General features: G+C 72.2%; 10 protein-coding genes. 4 read left to right on the forward strand and 6 right to left on the reverse strand.

The features are described from left to right. Positions 1-47 precede the first annotated feature (47 nt). Complete coding sequence (locus OHS82_RS10900; RefSeq protein ID WP_443041098.1) at positions 48-1,193, reverse strand: protein phosphatase 2C domain-containing protein; 1,146 nt, start codon at positions 1,191-1,193, stop codon at positions 48-50. Between the two features lie 1,699 nt (positions 1,194-2,892). Here OHS82_RS10900 and OHS82_RS10905 point away from each other — a divergent pair. Beyond that, positions 2,893-3,876 carry a helix-turn-helix domain-containing protein gene (locus OHS82_RS10905; protein WP_328433775.1) on the forward strand — a complete coding sequence of 328 codons (984 nt, stop codon included), beginning with the start codon at positions 2,893-2,895 and terminating at the stop codon, positions 3,874-3,876. A 67-nt stretch (positions 3,877-3,943) separates the two neighbouring features. Further along, the gene (locus OHS82_RS10910) at positions 3,944-4,426 is read left to right on the forward strand and encodes a DUF456 domain-containing protein (RefSeq protein ID WP_057575983.1); all 483 of its coding nucleotides are present in this window, start codon (positions 3,944-3,946) and stop codon (positions 4,424-4,426) included. Between the two features lie 290 nt (positions 4,427-4,716). Here OHS82_RS10910 and OHS82_RS10915 read toward each other — a convergent pair whose 3' ends face one another. The 5 genes from OHS82_RS10915 to OHS82_RS10935 all read right to left on the reverse strand — a co-directional run bounded on the left by OHS82_RS10915 (position 4,717) and on the right by OHS82_RS10935 (position 12,231). Beyond that, entirely contained in the window at positions 4,717-5,241 is a 525-nt protein-coding gene (locus OHS82_RS10915) for a methylated-DNA--[protein]-cysteine S-methyltransferase (protein ID WP_057575982.1), read from the reverse strand. 284 nt (positions 5,242-5,525) lie between these two features. After that, on the reverse strand, positions 5,526-6,938 hold the full coding sequence (locus OHS82_RS10920; RefSeq protein ID WP_057575980.1) for a DNA-3-methyladenine glycosylase 2 family protein: 1,413 nt from the start codon (positions 6,936-6,938) through the stop codon (positions 5,526-5,528). A 346-nt stretch (positions 6,939-7,284) separates the two neighbouring features. Continuing rightward, a complete protein-coding gene (gene rsgA / locus OHS82_RS10925) occupies positions 7,285-8,532 on the reverse strand; it encodes a ribosome small subunit-dependent GTPase A (protein ID WP_328436051.1) in 1,248 nt (415 codons plus the stop codon). Positions 8,533-9,173: 641 nt separating this feature from the next. Further along, positions 9,174-10,664: a cellulose-binding domain-containing protein gene (locus OHS82_RS10930; RefSeq protein ID WP_057575973.1), complete on the reverse strand. Its 1,491-nt coding sequence runs from the start codon at positions 10,662-10,664 to the stop codon at positions 9,174-9,176. A 247-nt stretch (positions 10,665-10,911) separates the two neighbouring features. Further along, a complete protein-coding gene (locus tag OHS82_RS10935; RefSeq protein WP_057575971.1) occupies positions 10,912-12,231 on the reverse strand; it encodes a radical SAM protein in 1,320 nt (439 codons plus the stop codon). 149 nt (positions 12,232-12,380) lie between these two features. Between OHS82_RS10935 and OHS82_RS10940 the strand changes: the two genes are divergently transcribed. After that, positions 12,381-13,625, forward strand: a complete 1,245-nt coding sequence (locus OHS82_RS10940) for an FAD-binding protein (protein ID WP_057575970.1) — start codon at positions 12,381-12,383, stop codon at positions 13,623-13,625. 172 nt (positions 13,626-13,797) lie between these two features. Further along, positions 13,798-15,051: an ROK family protein gene (locus tag OHS82_RS10945; protein WP_328433776.1), complete on the forward strand. Its 1,254-nt coding sequence runs from the start codon at positions 13,798-13,800 to the stop codon at positions 15,049-15,051. Positions 15,052-15,855: the final 804 nt, after the last annotated feature.

Here is a 15,855-nt window from a genome sequence, read left to right on the forward strand (position 1 = left end):
TCGGTCGCTGCCGGGTTCTTCCCTCCACAGTGGCCGCGACCGCCCGCTCACGCCTCCCAGACGGCAGCCGCGGTCCGGTCGTCGGCGTAGCCCTTCACCCTCACCTGGGTGTCGGCGAGGAAGGCGGCCAGGCCGGGCGGAGTGGGGCCCGACCAGCGTCCCGTCAGATAGGCGGACAGGTCCGGCTCGCCGCGCAGGGGGTCGGCGAAGCCCGCGGTGCACATCAGGAGCGTGTCCCCCGGGCGGGCTACCGAGGCACGGAAGCGGAACGGTTCCCGTGGCGGCTCAGGGGCCGGGTCGTAGGGGCTCGGGGGCGTCGCGACGCCCAGGTCCATGGTGAGCCGGTCTCCCTCGGGCGTCTCGGCGGGCAGCGAACCGAATCCGACCACGGGCGCGCCCGCGACCTCGCCGACCCGTGGCTCGATGTCCCGCCACACGCCGCCGCGCAGCCGGAAGAGTCCGCCGCCTCCGACGCCGAAGAACACGCGCGTGCGGCAGTCGGGGTCGGCGGGCAGAAGGAGGCAGCGCAGCGTGGCCGCGTACTCCTCCGGCTCGAGGCCCTGCTCGGCGGCGCCGGCGCGGAGCCGGCCGAGGCTGCGGTCGGTGAGGCGGTGCAGGCCCGACTTCAGGTCGCCGCGCCGGGCCGCGCGGATGTCCTCCGCCAGTCGGACGTGACTGCGCCCCACGGCGCGACCGATCCACTGACACACTTCGGCGGCCGCCCGGTGCGCCCCCGGCGTCGCCCTCGCGCCGGTCGCCATCGCGACGAGGATCAGCGCGTGCTCACCCGTGCCGAAGCGGGCGGTGAGGAGCGAGTCACGGCGCGGCTCGCCCCGGTAGCGGGCGGAATCCCCCCGCACGGACGCCGCACGCAAGGCGCACGCTCCGTACCGGGCTCCGTCCATGACGGTGTCGGCGACCAGATCGTCCAGTTCGTCCGGATCGGCGGGCGGCAGAGCGGTCGGCTCGGGGTCGTATGTGGGCGGCCCGGAGCCGACGTAGTCCTTGAGGGCGAGGCCGCGGGTGGGGTCGGGAGGCAGGGCAGGGAACGCGGGAACCGTGGGCGGATGACCGGGCTCGGGCCCGGGATCGCTGCGGGGATCGGGAGGGCCGCCGACGCCGGGCGCGCGCTCGGGTGCCGGAAGCGCCCGTGAGGAGGTGGCGGCCGGAGCGCTCGGAGCGGCCGCGGCCACGGGGGCGGCCGGGGAGTCGGTGACCGTCAGGGGTGCCGCAGTGCCGCCGGCATGGACAGTGGGGGCGGTCGGAGGCGGCGGGACGTGTGCCGGACGGGGCGGCACACTGGGCGGCGGCGGGGCTCCGAGGGCGCCGGATGCGCTGAGCGGTTCGGCGGCGGAGGCCGGTGTCGGGGGCGGGCCGGCTGGCACGGGCGGCACGACCGGCGCCGGCGGTCCGGCCGCGGCGGACTCCGTCTCCGCCGACCCGGGGGGACTGGTCGCGGACGGCCCGGGGTCGGAGGACGGCCCGGGGTCGGAGGACAGCCCGGGGGCTGGGTACGGCCGCTCGGCGAACCCCGGCGGCAGGGGGCGGGAGGGAAAGTTCGAGGGACTGGATGGGGTGTCGGACGGCGGTTCCCAGGGAGCGCGATGCCGGCCCTGCGAAGCGGTTCCCGGGGCGGTGCCGGCTGCGTCCCCAGCAGGGGCTGCACCTGCGTCGGCAACCGATTTCGCGCGGCGTGATGCGGCAGAGAGTGTTTCCGCACCAGGCGCCGTACGCGCTTCGAAAGGCCTTTCCGCGGTCTCGACGTTCGAACCTGTTTCGACAGCGCTTCCCCGCGCCTGCAGGTTCCGCGGGTTTCGGCCTGCGTCGCCCCCGCCGTCCCCCTCGGCAGCGCCACACCCGGCTGCCGGCCCCGCAACAGCCGGGACATCGGGCCCGGAAACGGTTTCGGCACCCGACGGAAAGCCCGGTTCGCAACCGGGCGCAGGAACGAGATTCCCACCAGGCTGAGAAACGGGCTCAGAAAAAGGTTGTCGACCTGGTTCGGGAACGGGGTCAGAGAACGATCCCGCAACGGGTCGGGCGACGGGTCGACCTCGCGGCGGCGGCACCGGCAGCGGCACCGGGGAACCGGTTGCCGACGGCGTTCCCGCCGTCGCGCCGTCGTCCGGCGAGGTCCACCAGTCGACGCCCCCACCAGGAACGCTGCGCCCGTCGCGCGGGGCCGGCACGGAGCTCACGCCGCCCGTGCCGCCGTCCTCCCCCCTGTCCGCTCCCTCCGCCGCGCCCGCGGGGCGCACCGCTCCCGCGGCCGAGGCGAAGCGATCGTCCAGGGAGTCGGCGGCGGGTACGGGTCCCGTGTCCTCGGTGGCGTCGTCGTACAACTGCCCCCACCAGTCGTCCTCGTGACCGGTGGGCCTTCCCCCCTGCTGACTCATGCCCCTGATTGTCCACCGCACGGGCCGTATGAAAACGGGGCGTCCGCAAAATCCGTCCTGGCTGATCGCATCGGGCGGCAAGCTGAGCGAAGTTCTGCACACCAGTGCGACCAGAGGGGTCAAGAGTCGCCGGACGGTTCCACCCCCCACGGGAGAACCGTCCGGCGACATGGGTGACCCGGTCTCATATCCCCTGTGCGCCCCTGCGCGCGTCAAGAGTCCGGATCACGTTCGTCGAGACCTCGGAGGACGACATGGTGACCGACCGTTCCGGGCCTGCACGGCGTTTCCGGAGATCCTCTGTGGATTTCAGTGGATGATCACGGGTTTCCGCCGTCGCCCACACCTTGGCAGAGTGACTGGCGGTACGGCGATGATGTACGGCGGCGGGTTTACGCCGTGGCTGTTTCCCGCCAGTTACGGGGACGTCACATCGCACAGCGACCGCCAGAAACACTCATGAAACGTGGGAAACGAGAGGGAGGGCCGGCGCCTGATGCTGAGAGCGATAGGGCTCGACGAGACGCACGAGTCGGCATACCGGGAGCTGGTGTCCGTGGGTGCGGCAGACGTGCCCCACCTCGCACGCCGGCTGACCCTCGGCGAGCACGACACGGAGCGCGCCCTGCGCCGACTGGAGCGCCACGGTCTGGCCGCCCAGTCCTCGGGCCGTCCCGGACGCTGGGTCGCCGCTCCTCCGGGCGTCGCCCTGGGCGCCCTGCTCACCCAGCAGCGTCACGAACTGGAGAAGGCCGAGCTGACGGCGGCGCAGCTCGCGGAGGAATACCGGGCGACCTCGACCGAGCCGGCGGTGCACGATCTGGTCGAGGTCGTGACGGGCGCCGCCGCCGTCGCCCAGCGCTTCCTGCAGATCCAGCTCGGGGCGAGCCACGAGGTGTGCGCCCTGGTCACCGGCACCACGGTGGCCGTGACCGGCAGCGAGAACGACGCGGAGAAACAGGCGACTGCCCGTGGGGTGCGCTACCGCGTCGTCCTGGAGCGTGCCGTGCTCGACCAGCCCAACGGCATGACGGAGGTGACTGCCGCGTTGGGCCGGGACGAGCAGGTGCGGGTGGTGGACCAGGTGCCGACGAAGCTGGTGGTCGCCGACCGCTCGCTCGCGCTCGTGCCGTTGAACGCCGGCTCCGCCGAGCCTGCCGCGCTGGTGGTCCACGCCAGCGGCCTGCTGGAGCTGCTGTCCAGCCTGTTCGAGTCGGTCTGGCAGGTGGCGTTGCCACTGCGCTGCGGCGTGGTCGGTGTCGCCGAGCAGGGGCCGGACGGTCCCGACACCGCCGACCTGGAGATCCTCTCCCTGCTCCTCGCCGGGATGACCGATGCCAGCGTGGCCAAGCAGCTCGATCTGGGACTGCGGACCGTGCAACGTCGGGTGAAGAGGCTGATGGAACTGACAGGGGCGTCCACGCGGCTGCAGCTGGGCTGGCACGCGTACGAGCGCGGCTGGGTGACCCGCGAGCGCTGACCGCGGGAACGCTCCCGGCACCACCTCTTGACCTGCGCGTTCTTTCCGGCTCGGGCACCCTGGGCAGATGGGAGTGTGGGAACTCCTGCTGGTCGGACTGGTTGTTCTACTCGGCCTGTGCGGAGTGCTGGTGCCCGGCGTGCCGGGGTCGTGGCTGGTGTGGGCCGCGATCCTGTGGTGGGCGCTGGAGGATCCGCAGCCGGTGGCCTGGGTCGTGCTGGTGGGCGCCACGGCGGCCTTGTTCGTGTCGCAGGTGGTGCGCTGGTCCCTGCCGCCCCGCCGGCTTCGCGCGAGCGGCGCGACCCCCCGGATGGCGGTGTACGCCGGACTCGGCGCGTTCCTCGGCTTCTTCCTGATCCCCGTGCTCGGCGCCATCCCCGGGTTCATGGGCGGCGTCTATCTCTCAGAACGCCTTCGCCTGGGCCGCCACGGCGAAGCGCGGGCCGCCCTGCGCAGAGCGATGCGCTCGGGCGGCTCCAGCGTCCTCGCGGAACTGTTCACCTGCCTGCTGATCATGGGCGCGTGGCTGGGTGCGGTGCTGTGGGGGTGACGTCCCGCCACAGCGCCCGCCGGTGCGTGCGGCCGCAGCGTGGGGAGTACGGCAGCGCCGTGCGGAAGTACGGCCGCGCCGTGCGGAAGTACGGCCGCGCCGTCCGACGGCGGAGCCCCCGGACGGCCTTGAGCCTCGATGTCCCCCAGTTTCTGCGCACAGCATGGTGGATACCGGCTCACACACCGGCACGATGGGGCACGGGCTCGCGTCGCCGGCACTGTGGGCACGGGCCCGGACGCACCTCGGCGGCGTCGCCGAAACGGCACGACAGGACGGGACCGGCCGGGTCAGAGCTGCGACCGGAGCGATCCCTCCAGCGTCAGCAGGCGCACCTTGCGGTCGAGGCCTGCCGCATACCCGGTCAGGGAGCCGTCGGCGCCGATGATCCGGTGACAGGGGCGCACGATGAGCAGCGGGTTCGCCCCGACCGCCCCTCCGACGGCCCGTACCGCCATCCGCGACACCCCGAGCCGGGCGGCGACCTCGCCGTACGTCGTGGTCGCGCCGTACGGGACGGAGTCAAGGGCGGCCCACACCCGCTCGCGGAACGCGGTGCCCTCACTGCGCAGCGGCAGCCGGAACTCTTTCAGTTCTGCGGCGAAGTAGGCGGCAAGCTGCTCCTCGGCCGAGCGGAAGGGCCCGCGATCGTGCCGCCAGTACTCCTGGACGGTTCGTCCACCCTTCTGTCCGGGCATGGAGAGGCTGGTCAGCGCTCCGTCGGGGTCCGCAGTGAGCAGCAGCGGGCCGAGCGGGCTCTCCACATGAGCCCAGTACGTCGAGCCGTTCGCCGTCGGACCTACCGGACCCGCCAAGCCTGCCAGGCGGGCCGGTGGCACGGTTTCTACGCTTTCTGCGGTTTCTACGTTCTCTGCGGTTTCCACTGCGGCTGCCGTTTCTGCGGTTTCCATTGGACGTCCGGATCGCGTCGGAGGCATCGAAGACGACGAGTTCATAGGCTGGGTCGGCTGGGTCGGCTGGGTCGGCTGGGTCGGCTGGGTCGGCTGGGTCGGCTGGGTCGGCTGGGTCGGCTGCGTCGGCTGCGTCGGCTGCGTCGGCTGCGTCGAGTGTGTCAGTTCGGTCGGGACGGCCGGTTCGGTCATCGTTCCTCCGCAATGCGCAGGTGGTGCGCGGCGTACGTGCGCCAGGGGCGCCAGGTGTCGGGCGCGTCCACTCCGGGTGGCGCGACGTCGGGGTCGCCGAGGGCGCGGGCACGGATCTCCGCGACGGTGCCGACGTCCAGGCCGGGCAGGGCGAGCAGAGCCTCCTGGGCGTCGTCCCGATCGGCGCCGACGTCCAGGCGTACGGCGCCGTCGGCGAGGGCCGCGGCGAGCGGGCCGGAAGGGCTCCCGGGCTCGGCCTCTGCCAGGACGGCGGGCTCGGGAAAGAGGCGGGTGAGGGACCCACAGGGTGCGTCGAGAACCTTGCCGTAAGCGCGTACGAGCCTTTCGGCCTCCGCTCGTCCCACGAGCGCCCGCATCGCGTACTCCTCCGGGTCGGCCGCCCCTGGCGCGCGCAGCCCGGGCCGCGCGGTGACCAGCGGTGCGAGTCGTGGATCCGCGCTCAGCCGCTCGTCGACGGCGTAGGGGTCTGCGTCCAGATCGAACAACCGGCGCAGCCGCTGGACTGCGGTGGTGAGATCGCGGGGGTCGGTGAGGTGCAGCCGGGCGTCGAGCCAGCCCCCGGGGTGTACGGCAGGCGCCCTGCCCGGGCGTCCCGCGCGTCCGCTCGCGTACTCGCTCACGGCGGCGATCCCGGTGCCGTACGGCAGCCGCAGCGTACGGCGGTAGGTGCGACGGCCGGACGGCCCGCTCACCTCCTCCACTCCGGCCACCGCCTGCCGGTGCAGCAGGTCGAACACGGCGGCGCTGTGGTACGGGCCGCGGTGGGCGAGCCGCAGCGGAATCCCGGCGGAAGGGACGGCGGCGGGCGGGGTGGCGGTGCGGCCGGTCGTGCGCCCCGCGGTCCGCAGTTCGGTCGGAGTGGACGCGTACACGGCCCGAACGGTGTCGTTGAACTGGCGCACACTGGCGAAGCCGGAAGCGAAGGCGATCTCCGTGACGGGCAGGCCGGTCGTCTGGAGCAGGACCCGCGCGGTGTGCGCGCGCTGCGCCCGGGCGAGGGCGACCGGTCCCGCGCCCAGTTCGGCGGTGAGCTGGCGCTGGATCTGACGTGCGCTGTAGCCGAGCCGCACGGCGAGCCCGGTGACGCCTTCCCGGTCGACGACTCCGTCGCCGATCAGCCGCATGGCCCGGCCGACGACGTCGGCGCGCGCGTTCCAGTCCGCCGATCCCGGGACGGCGTCCGGCCGACACCGCCGGCAGGCCCGGAATCCGGAGCCCTGCGCGGCGGCGGCCGTCGCGAAGAAACGCACGTTACGGCGTTTCGGTGTCACTGCGGGGCAGCTGGGCCGGCAGTAGATGCCGGTGGTCTCGACGGCGAAGAAGAACTCGCCGTCGAACCGTGCGTCCCTGCTGCGAACCGCCTCGTAACGGTTTTCCTGGTCCGTCATGGGTCCCAGTCTTCGCCCGTGACGGCGACCCTGCTAGCGGAAATCGGACGTGACGCTGAAGGACAGAAAACGAGGGAAACAGTTACCGGCCAGAGTTACCGGCCGACCGGTCGGCCGACGCGGAGAAACGTCTCGCCACGAGAAGGCCAACCTGTTCCGGCCTCCGAAACGCGTTACTGCCGTCTCACATCCGAGCTCCGGAACCCGTTACTGCCGTCTCACATCCGACCTCCGGTCGTCGTACTCGCGCCCAGCCGTCAGGCGTCAACCGTCCGGCCCCCACCGCCGAATGTCAGGCGTCCGGCGACCGGCGACCGGCGACCGGCGACTGACCTGCTGTCCGGCATCACCGCGGAGGAGCGGGCCGCCACGGGCCGCGGCCGCGCTTGGCCTCCGCGGCCGCCCGGCCCTCGGCCTGCCTGCGCTTCCAGTCCTGTCGGACGTCGGCGCGCAGCCGGGCATCGGACTTGGCGACGATCCACTGATTCTCCCGGACGAGTTTGCGGTAACTCTCGAGCCGCCTGTGGGACAGCTCCCCCTCGTCGACGGCCGTCCGCACCGCGCATCCCGGCTCGGACTCGTGCGCGCAGTCGTGGAAGCGGCAGCCCCGTGCGAACTCCTCGATCTCCGAGAAGACCCGTCCGACCCCGGCGCCGGCGTCGAAGAGGCCGACGCCGCGCAGGCCGGGTGTGTCGATGAGGACGCCCCCGCCGGGCAGCGGCAGCAGATTGCGGGTGGTGGTGGTGTGACGTCCCTTGCCGTCCTGGTCGCGGATGGCCTGGACGCCCATCACGTCGGCACCCACCAGGGCGTTCGCGAGCGTCGACTTGCCCGCGCCGGACGCCCCGAGCAGCACGGAGGTGCCGCGTCCCAGGATGTCGGCCAGTTCCTCGACGCCCTCGCCGGCGCGGGCGCAGACGGTGAGCACGGGCACTCCGGGCGCGCCGGCCACGACATCCTCTACCAGGTGGGACAGCGCGACCGGGTCGGGCACCAGGTCGGACTTGGTGAGCACCACGACGGGCTGGGCGCCCGACTCCCAGGCCAGCGCCAGGAATCGTTCGATCCGGCCGAGGTCGAGTTCGACGGCGAGCGACATCGCGACGACGGCGTGGTCGACGTTGGCCGCGAGGATCTGGCCCTCGGACCGCTTGGAGGAGGTGGAGCGCACGAAGGCGGTACGACGCGGGAGGAGCGTCCGTACGTAACGCGGGTCCCTGCCCTCGGGATCGACGGCGGCCCAGTCCCCCGTGCAGACGACCTTCATCGGATCGTGAGGGACGACGAACTCGGTGTCGGCGCGGACGACGCCGGTTTCGGTGACGACGTCGCACAGGCCGCGGTCGACCCGTACGACACGACCCGGCAGGAGCCCCTGTGCGGCATGAGGAGCGAACGCGGCCGCCCAGTCCTCGTCCCAGCCGTACGGGGTGAGCGGATGCCGGGAACCCGCTTGCGGAACGCAAGCCGTCGGGACAGCAACAGGTCCCGAAGTGCCGGATACCGAGGAAGCGGTTACCGAGGAACCGGTTACCCCCGTACCGGCGGCGGAGGGTACGGAATCCGGAGATGCGGAAACCGACGTATGGAACACCGCGGAGCCGGAGGCCGACGCGGAGGAATCCGAAGAAATGGGGAAAGACAAGGAAAACCCTTCACAGGGCGATCCCGGCAGTGTTCGGCGGCGCGAAAACGCTTACCCGCACGAAGCGAAGAGGAAGGAGGTCAGCCGGAGACCGCGGAGGTGGTGTGAACGATCGTCTGGTCGCTGCGGACAGCGTCCTTCAAGGCGACAGTCATGGGTCACACCTCCGTTTCGCGTCCGAGGGGCAGCGGCGGCCGTCGGCCCCGCGCAAGACTCACTCAGGATAGGGACACCCTCCAGCCGAACGCCACTGGATTTCCCGCGACATTCGACGAGTGCCGTTCCCGCGGTTGCCCCCTCGGTCACCCCGCTCCCGTCTCACCGGCCCGGGCGGGGCACACAGTTCGGCCGTCGCCCCTCCGACCGGGGTGGCCCCACCGGGCTGTGCCCGCCCCGGATTCCCCCAGACACCCTGGTCACCCCGGTCGCCCCGCAACCAGCCCGGTCACCCCCAGTCACCCGGCAGCCAGCCCGGTCACCCCCGGTCGGCCGCAGCCGCCCCGGTCACTCCCGGCGACCGCGGATCGCCTCGTGACCGGAGCGATCACCGCGGCCGAGCGCGGGCCGGCGCTTCCGCACCGGCCCTCCGCTCACTTCCCCGCGCACGCCTGCCCGTTGAGGGCGAACGCGTACGGCGCGGTGTTCTTTCCGTGCCACGAGGCGAGGAACCCGAAGGTGAGGGTGCCGTTCGCCGCGACCGTCCGGTTGTAGTCGGCCGCGGTGGCGGTGACGCGGGAGCCGTCCTGGGCGAGGCTCGCGTCCCACATCTGGTCGACCCGCTGGCCGTCGCGGAAGGACCAGGCCACCCGCCAGGCGTCGAGAGCGTGGTCGGTGGTGACGGTGACGGTGGCCTGGAAGCCGTCCGGCCACTGGTTGACCAGGTCGTACTGGACCTCGCAGGCCGCGTCCTGCGTGCCGTCCCCGGCTCCGGCGGTGGCCGAGGAGGTGCCCTGCGGCTCGGGGTCGGGCTTGGTGTCGTCGCCCGTCCCCTTCGTCGGCGAGGCGCCGGCGTCGGCCGACCGCCTCGGGGCGGACGAGGACGGCGCGGCGGAGCTGGCGGGCGCGGCGGAGGGCAGTCGCGCACCGGGGCCGGCCACCGGGCTGCTGTCCGTGGGGCCTGCCTTGGCGAGGCTGTCGCCGCCGCTGTCGCCGGGCATCATCGACACGGCGAGCGCGAGTCCGGAGACGAGGACGGCGGTGACGAGAAGTCCGTTGCGCCGCACCCGCGCCTTGTTGGCGGCGGCCTGCGCGGCCGCGCTCCCGGGGTCCGGCGCGGCGGGGCTGCCGCCGCCGAGGCGCACTTCGGCAGCGCGGCGGCGGCGCTCCAGGTAGGCGAGGCCGCCCCAGCCGATCACGCCCTGGGCGAGAGCGGCGGGCAGTCCCCCGCCGTGCAGCCGCAGACAGGCCGCGGCCTCCGCGCACTCCACGCAGGTGGCGAGGTGCCGGGAGAGGTCGGGGGGCGTGTCGGCGGCGGGTGAGCGGGTGACGGCGTCCAGGAGCCGGACGTAGCTGCGGCACTCCGCGTCCATCGGAGTGTCGAGATGGTTACGGTGACAGCGGTCTCGAAACAGACCGCGGACCTCGTTGAGCTCCTCCACCGCGGCGGACTGGTCCAGGCCCTGACGGCGGACGACGGCCTGCAGCGGCAGCGCCTCCACCTCCGCCAGCCACAGCAGCGCGGCGTCGGCTTCCTGCATGTCGCGCAGGCCGCGCAGGGCGATGGGACGGCTCAGCGGCGGCCCGACGTACCGTGCGGCCTTGTCCGAGTTGAGCCACAGGCGCAGGTCGGGGTCGAGTTTGTGACCGTGTCCCTGAGCCTCCCAGGCGGCCGCCGTGGCGCGCACGGCGGTCAGCAGCAGGGGGATTCTGGGCAGCCGGGAGGAGCGGCGGCCGGCGCCTCGCGCGGTGCCGGACTCGGCGGCGCGGGCCTCGCGTATGCCGAGTGCGAACGCCTCACGGGCCAGTTGGTTCGCCGCGGTCGAGCCGGACGTGCACAGGTCCGCGTACGACAGGACGGCGTCCCAGCACTCGGAGAACAGCGCGGCCTCAGCGGCGTCCTTCGGGGTCGGCAGGTCGGGCATGGGTCTCCTGCATCCACAAGCAAGGTCAACTCACCATGACGGCAATGGAGTTGGGGGGAACCTCGCGGCAGGGGCAGAGCTTTTCACGTTACCGACACAACTGACAAGCGCCCTGTTCAGATGTCATGTATAGACAGCAGGACAGGGAGGAAGGAAAGCGGCCGCGCCCGTTACTCCGGTCAGTGGTACGGGCGCGGGCCGCCCTGCGTTCAACGTCGATGCCAGGTTTCTTCATCGACTGCGGGGACTATACGGTCGCCGCGTCCTGCGCCGGAAGGCTGTCCATGAAGGAACTCACGGAGAACACCGCCCGGCCGGGTCCCGGCGGGCCGTAGCCGGGCGGCGAGGAGAGCCCGAACTCGTCCATGGCGGCACGGTAAGCCTGCAGCAACCGGATGTGGTACTCCAGCGGCGCACCCTGCGGGTTGGCCTTGCCGAGCGGCGTGGTGGGCTCCGGGCACCAGGTGGTGAAGCGGGGCGTGATGCCGTGCGACATGAAGAAGCGCAGCCCCTCCGTCGTGGAGGCGATGGCCTCGTCGACGGTCGTGAAGCCGAACGGCTCGGCCATCTCGACCCCCGCGACGAAGTTGGGGATGACGTTGCGCGCGCCGAAGACCTCCGCCGAGTCGAGGATCCGCCTGTGCCACTCGTCGCGGCCGACGTAGCGCTCCTTGCCCGGGCAGTACAGCTCGAACAGGCGGCGGTCCCACACCTCGTAGTTGGGGTGGTAGATCTGCACCCCGTAGTCCTTGAAGCGCTGTACGTCGTCGCGGGGCAGCGCCTGGGCGACGACCTTGCCGATCCAGCGGCCGGGGAAATGCTCCTCGATGGCCTTGGCGTAGCGGCCGTAGAAGTCGGCCTCGTCGCGCCCGCCGACGGTCTTCGTGATGGCGCCGCCGGTGAGCGTGTAGGCGGTGGAGGCCTTCTGGGTGTCGTAGCGGTCGATGATCTCCAGCGCTTCGAGGACCTCGTCGACGTCCTTGACGCCCGTGTAGGGGCGGCCGGCCGCCTTGTGCTGGCGCCAGTTGTGGTTGATGTCGCAGTACTGGCACTCCTCCTTGGCGCCGAAGTACTGACACACCCGGAAAACGGTCAGATAGATGAGATAGCCCCACTGGATGGTGGGGGCGACCTCCATGACGGACTTCCCGTTGGAGAGCTTGTGCCGGTAGTACTCCGGCATCGGCGGCACTCCGACGTCGGCGATGCGGCCGCCGTCGAGGTAGAGCCCGAGCAGTCCCTCGTCGTCCGCGGCGACGCGATAGGGCGAGGACGGGTTCACGCGGACCGAGACGACCGTGCGCCGCAGGTCGTAAGGACCGCCGGTGAGGATGATCTCCTCCGGCGGGCGACGCAGCGCGGCCTCGCCGAGCTCGGGCAGGGTGCTGTGGTCGAAGGAGAAGATGAAGTAGGACTTCGGCTTGACCTCTCCCGACTCGTTGTCGCTGAGCGCCGAAGGGTCGAAGGCCACGCCTCCGCGCAGCAGGTCCTCCTTGAACACGGCCTCCCGCGGAACATGCGGAAACCGCTCCATCAGATCCTCGACCAGCGCGGTACGGCTGCCCATCCGTCTCTCCTCCCGGCTCAGGCGTACGACTCCTCACGGTATGCCCCGGCCGGCGCGGAGGTGGGGGCGGGGGGTCTCGTGTTGCGGGCAGGGTAGGTTCCACCTGGGGAATCCCGGATTCTCGATCTCCTCAAAGGGGCGAACGCCGTATGACCGAAACCGTTACGAACTGGGCCGGCAACATCACCTTCGCCGCGAAGGAGCTGCACCGTCCGCACTCGCTCGACGCGCTCAGGTCGCTCGTGGCGGCCGCCGGACGGGTGCGGGTGCTGGGCAGCGGGCACTCGTTCAACCGGATCGCCGAGCCGGGCGGCGACGGGGTGCTGCTGTCGCTGAGCGCCCTGTCAGGCGAGGTCGAGGTGGACACGGCGGCGCGGACCGTGCGGGTCGGGGGCGGGGTCCGGTACGCCGAGCTGGCGCGCCGCGTCCACGAGCACGGGCTCGCGCTCGCGAACATGGCTTCCCTGCCGCACATCTCGGTCGCCGGGTCGGTGGCGACCGGCACACACGGCTCGGGGGTCGGCAACGGCTCGCTCGCCTCGTCGGTACGGGGCGTGGAGATCGTCACCGCGGACGGCTCCACGGTCGTCCTGGAGCGCGGCGACGAGCGGTTCGGCGGGGCCGTCACCTCGCTGGGCGCCCTCGGCGTGGTGACCGCGCTGGTCCTGGACCTGGAGCCGGCCTTCCGGGTCGAACAGCATCTGTTCACCGAACTCCCGCTGGAGGGACTGGACTTCGAGACGGTGGCCGGCGCCGCGTACAGCGTGAGCCTGTTCACGGACTGGGATGCGCCCGGGTTCCGGCAGGTGTGGCTGAAGCGACGCACGGACGAACCGCTTGCCGACTTCCCGTGGGCCGTCCCGGCCGTGCGGGCATTGCACCCGGTGCCGGGGATGCCGGCCGTCAACTGCACCGAGCAGCTGGGCGTGCCCGGGCCCTGGCACGAGCGGCTGCCGCACTTCAGGGCGGAGTTCACCCCCAGCAGTGGGAACGAGCTGCAGAGCGAGTACCTGCTGCCACGCCGGCACGCCGTGCAGGCGCTGCGGGCGATCGACGGGATCCGGCGGACGGTCTCCCCTGTCCTGCAGATCTGCGAAGTGCGCACGGTGGCCGCCGACGAGCAGTGGCTGAGCCCCTCCTACGGTCGGGACACCGTGGCCCTCCACTTCACCTGGATCGAGGACACCGCGTCCGTGCTGCCCGTGGTGCGCGCCGTCGAGGCGGCGCTCGAGCCGTTCGAGCCGCGCCCCCACTGGGGCAAGGTGTTCGAGGCTCCCGCCGCCGCGGTGCGCGGACGCTATCCCCGGATGGACGACTTCACGGCGCTGGCACGCGAGCTGGATCCGGCGGGGAAGTTCGCCAACGACTTCGTGCGGGACGTCCTGGGAAACTGATGTCACGCGGTTACCGGCCGACTTTATAAAGCCCCTTTCCTAACCCCTTGTCGAACGCTGGGGCACCCCATAACCTGGCGCGGCGCCGGTGCCGTCGTCGGTGCCGTCGCCGGGCGGACCCGCACGGCCCGGAGGGAACGGGAAGGACGGAAGGGAAGAGGGGGCACGCTCCATGAAGCGCGGCACGTCACGTGACATCCGCACCGCGAACCGCTACGAGGTGCTGCGCCAGATCATCGCCGCCTCACCCACCTCCCGGCAGGAGCTCGCCGCCGCCACCGGTCTCTCGCTCGCCACCGTCGCCACGCTCGTCGGCGAGCTGCTCGACCTCAGCATGATCACGGAGGTCGGGTTCGAGGACTCGGCGGGCGGCCGCCCCCGGGGCCTCGTGGCCGTCAACGCGTCGGGGGGCGCGTTGATCGGCGTGGACATCGCGGAGACCTACGTCCATGTCGAGCTCTTCGACCTGGCCCTGAACGTGCTCGCCCGCGCCGCGGAGGACATGCGCCCCGGCGAGAGCCGCCCCGAGCAGGTGGTCGGCCACGTCGCCGCCGCCGCCGGCTCGGTGGTCGCCCAGGCCGGCGTCGAGGCCGCCCGGGTGCTCGGCGTCGGGGTGAGCGTGCCGGGACAGGTGGACCGCGCCACCGGCGTCTCCGCATACGCGCCCAACTGGGACTGGCACGACGTTCCGTTGCTCGACCTGCTCTCCGAACACATCGCGTATCCGTTGTACCTGGACAATCCGCTGCGCGCGGGCGCGGTCGCCGAGCTGTGGTTCGGAGCGGCGCGCGGACACGCGAACGCCGTGGTGGTCAACCTGGGGACCGGCGTGGGCGCCGGTCTGGTGCTGGGCGGCGGGCTGCACCGCGGGGTCAGCAACAGCGCCGGCGAGTGGGGGCACACGACACTCGTGCTCGACGGCCGGCTGTGCCGCTGCGGCAACCACGGCTGCGTCGAGACGTATGTCGGCGCACCCGGCATCATGCAGAACCTGCGTGAACTCAGCCCGAACAGCCCGCTGTTGCACCCCCAGGACCAGACCGCCACCATCGACGCACTGGCCGCCGGGATCGCCGCGCACGACCCCGACGCCGTCGAGGCGGTCCGGGAGACCGCCCGTTACCTCGGCGCCGGCATCGCCAACCTGGTCAACCTCCTCAATCCCGAGGTGGTCGTACTGAGCAGCTGGGTGGCCGCCCGGCTCGGCGAGCCCCTCCTGAAGGAGGTGCGCGAGGCCGTCGCCCGCCATGCGCTGCAGCGTCCCCTGACCGCCAGCAGAATCGTCCTGTCTCCCATCCCCACCGACCCGGCGTGTCTGGGCGCGGCGACGTTCGCACTCGAAGGGGCATTGCAGTCGGTCGGACAACGGAGCCTCAAGCGCACCGCGCCGGCACGCGTGAGAACCCGCATCGCACCGGCTCCCTGACCCGGCACACCGCACCGACCGCACGACGACCGAGGGGAGGCGGCCCTGACCGCAAGCACTGCACACACTGCACGCACTGCACGCACTGCACGCACCGGCATCACCGCTCCCCCGGCCCCACGCGCTCACCGCACCGGGCCCCGAGCCGGAGCCTGGGCGGGATTCGAGCCCTGGGCCGGAGCCGGGGCCTGGGCCGGAGCCGGGCCCTGGGCGGGAGAGGGGGCCTGGCCGTGGGCCGGAGCCGACGTCGGGCCCAGTGCGGGAACCAGGGCCGGAGTCGGAACCCGGACCGGCACCCGGGCCGGAGCCCGGGCCGGAGCCCGGGCCGGTGCCGGAGCCGAGATGTCGCCCACGAGGCACACACCCGCGTACCTGAATCCCGGCGCCCCGGACTCCCGTAACCGCAACCACAACCACCGCCACAACCACCGCCCCCACAACCACCGCCCCCACCTCAGCCACAGACGCACTCCACCCGGCGAGCGCGTCCCTGACGCCGATCGACGGGTGCGCGGGCGGTCCCGCGCCCCCTCGACGGCGTTGCCGAAGCCGTCGTGTCGGTATGACGGACACGGCCCGGCCGTCCCATGAGACCGAGGGCCGCCGGCCCTGACACCGGCGGTCCTCACCTTCTTTTCCCCAGCCCTTCACGCCCGTCGTGAAAGCGCTTGCACAACCGCTTTCGCAAGCGCTTTCGAACAATGCCCACACCACCGCCGTTCGCGATCCCGAACCGATCACAACGCTTCGAACAGACTTCGTCCAACCCCTTGCCGAAGCCTTAGCCGAAGGTTAACGTCCGGC

Origin of the sequence: Streptomyces sp. NBC_00425 (assembly GCF_036030735.1) — a bacterium.
Classification (GTDB): domain Bacteria; phylum Actinomycetota; class Actinomycetes; order Streptomycetales; family Streptomycetaceae; genus Streptomyces.

Excerpts from the sequence above, each read along its gene's own strand:
- OHS82_RS10905 (WP_328433775.1), top strand. The coding sequence starts at position 2,893 with ATGCTGAGAGCGATAGGGCTCGACGAGACGCACGAGTCGGCATACCGG.
- OHS82_RS10920 (WP_057575980.1), bottom strand. The coding sequence starts at position 6,938 with ATGACGGACCAGGAAAACCGTTACGAGGCGGTTCGCAGCAGGGACGCA.
- OHS82_RS10940 (WP_057575970.1), top strand. The coding sequence starts at position 12,381 with ATGACCGAAACCGTTACGAACTGGGCCGGCAACATCACCTTCGCCGCG.
- OHS82_RS10935 (WP_057575971.1), bottom strand. The coding sequence starts at position 12,231 with ATGGGCAGCCGTACCGCGCTGGTCGAGGATCTGATGGAGCGGTTTCCG.
- OHS82_RS10930 (WP_057575973.1), bottom strand. The coding sequence starts at position 10,664 with ATGCCCGACCTGCCGACCCCGAAGGACGCCGCTGAGGCCGCGCTGTTC.
- OHS82_RS10910 (WP_057575983.1), top strand. The coding sequence starts at position 3,944 with ATGGGAGTGTGGGAACTCCTGCTGGTCGGACTGGTTGTTCTACTCGGC.
- OHS82_RS10945 (WP_328433776.1), top strand. The coding sequence starts at position 13,798 with ATGAAGCGCGGCACGTCACGTGACATCCGCACCGCGAACCGCTACGAG.